The sequence below is a fragment of the Streptomyces sp. NPDC031365 genome (assembly GCF_055569765.1).
Genome location: NZ_JBVIIM010000080.1, coordinates 1 through 2089, shown reverse-complemented (window position 1 = coordinate 2089; position 2089 = coordinate 1). Strand labels below are relative to the sequence as shown.

2 protein-coding genes and 1 pseudogene are annotated in these 2089 nt (G+C 64.9%); all 3 read right to left on the bottom strand.

Annotated features, from left to right (window positions below; translation table 11 throughout):
- Positions 1-240, bottom strand: a pseudogene (locus ACZ5C2_RS38575) (hypothetical protein); the annotation flags it as partial.
- Complete coding sequence (locus ACZ5C2_RS38570) at positions 228-887, bottom strand: hypothetical protein (RefSeq protein WP_468801631.1); 660 nt, start codon at positions 885-887, stop codon at positions 228-230. The gene ACZ5C2_RS38570 and the pseudogene ACZ5C2_RS38575, both read right to left, overlap by 13 nt.
- A 179-nt stretch (positions 888-1066) precedes the next feature.
- The gene (locus ACZ5C2_RS38565) at positions 1067-1738 is read right to left on the bottom strand and encodes a hypothetical protein (RefSeq protein ID WP_468801630.1); all 672 of its coding nucleotides are present in this window, start codon (positions 1736-1738) and stop codon (positions 1067-1069) included.
- Positions 1739-2089 lie beyond the last annotated feature (351 nt).

Sequence of the window (2089 nt, the reverse complement as noted above, 5' to 3'; positions counted from 1 at the left end):
CCATGACGTCGACGAGGTCAGCGGACCCGCTGAGTCACCGGTGCCGTTCTTGGAACGGTCGAACACGACACCACCCACGGTGACGGAGACGGTGCGGTCGTCGGTTTCGGCACGCTGTTGGGTGTCGCCGTTGTTTCCGTGCTTGTTCCGGTCGGCGAATGCCGCCTGGGTGGTGAAGACACAGGCACATACCACTGCCAGAACCGTCGCCGTCCTGCCCGCGTTCCTTACGGCTGACACTCCTTGGCCCCCCTCTTGGAGACGATGTCGGTCGTCTGCCAGACATCCTTGGCGTTCTTGGTAAGCGCGGCGTTGTACCGCACGTAGCTGTCCGTGGACGCCGGCGACTTGTCGACCTTTCCGGTCTTCTTGTCCTTGATGTACGACTTACTCTCGTCCGAGCAGTAGGTGACATAGGCCTTGTTGTCACCGCTCAGGGTCACCTTGCGGTTGAAGTACCGCGTCACACCCGTCCAGGTGTCGTTGGCGTCGATGTAGCGCTGCGCGTATGTGATCGACGAGCTGAGGGCTTTGTCGGCGTGGTAGAAGCCGAGCGCCTTCGTGTCCGTACTGCTCTTGAAGATTGCTTCGTCGACGGAATTGACACTGGAAGCGTTGTCGGCGAGAACCGCGTCCTTGATGGGATCGCCTGTCTCCCCGCCTTCGAAGACGTTCTTCGCGTCGGAGGGGAAGGTGATCGTCGGGCGACCACCCGAGTCCGGAGTGCTCGCGCTCGGGGACGCCGACTTGTCACCGCCCGTGTCCGCGCCGGCGATCTCCTCGCCGGACTTGGCGGGCTTGTCGTCGTCGCTTCCGCAGGCGGACAGCGTCAACGCCGCGGTGACGGTCAGCGCGAGCGCTGCAAGCAAGGTGGGACGGCGTTTCACGGTCAACTCCCGGTGGGGCGAGGCTTCTATCGAGCGAACCCACGCTACCCAGCGCACGACTCACGGCACCAGATGAGCGTCAGCACCGTCCGTGCTGCCGCCGAACCCTGTATCCGCGTATGCGGGTGTCTCCACGGCAAGAACCAAGACCGTGACGGAGGCCGGCAGACGCTTTCGCATCACGGCTGGCACTTGGCGCTCCCCCTCTGAGAAGTCAGGCGCTCGGTAACCCATACACCGCTCTTGTTCTTGCGCAGGATGCTCGCGTAGATGACGTAGGAGTTCTTCGTGACCTGAGTGACGTCCGTCTTGCCGGTCTTGAGGAACCTGTTGAACGCTTTGCTCTGGTCCTCGCAATACACCAGAGCAGCGGTTCCGTCTTCGTTGACCGTCACGCTCTCGTTGTAGTAGCGCGCCGAGCCTGTCGTGCGGGCCTTGTGATCGACGAACTCCTGGATGTGCTTCTGACTTCCCGCGGCTGCCGTGCCCTCGGAGTAGAAGCGGTACGCCTCATGCAGCGGATCCTGTTCCGCGATGGCCATGTCCACGGCCATGATCCGCTGCTCGGCGTCGGCAAGCACGGCATCCTTCGCCGGGTCACCGGTCTCCTTCCAGTCGAACTCATGCGTGACGTCGGACGGCAACTCGATCTTCGGCCGGCCGGCCGATGTCGGCGTCGGCGTCGGCGTCGACGTATTGGGCGACGCCGACTTCTCACCGCCCGTGTCCGTGCCGGCGATCTTGTCGCTGTCCTTGGCGGAATCGTCGTCGTCGCTTCCGCAGGCGGACAGCGTCAACGCCGCGGTGGCGGTCAGCGCGAGCGCTACGAGCAGGGTGGGGCGGCGGTTCACGGTCAACTCCCGGTGGGGCGAGGCTTCTCTCGAGCGAACCCACGCTACCCAGCGCACGACTCACGGCACCGGAGTGAAGGGGTTCGACTCCTGCCGCACGGTCACAGAGGTGTCAGCGGACGGGCGCTGACCAGTGCGGTATCAGCGGAGCGTCGCCGTCGGACTGGCTGAGGGAGACGCCGGTCCAGCGGCGTTTCGGGCCGGGCAGCGGGCGGTCCCAGCCAGGTCACCGTTGAAGACCCTGGCGAGAATCCTCCCTACCGGTTGATGGACTGGATCTCCTGGACGACGACGTCCTGGGTGGCGCCGAACTCGCCGTCGGGGAGGTCGCCGCCCGCGCCGCCGCTACCG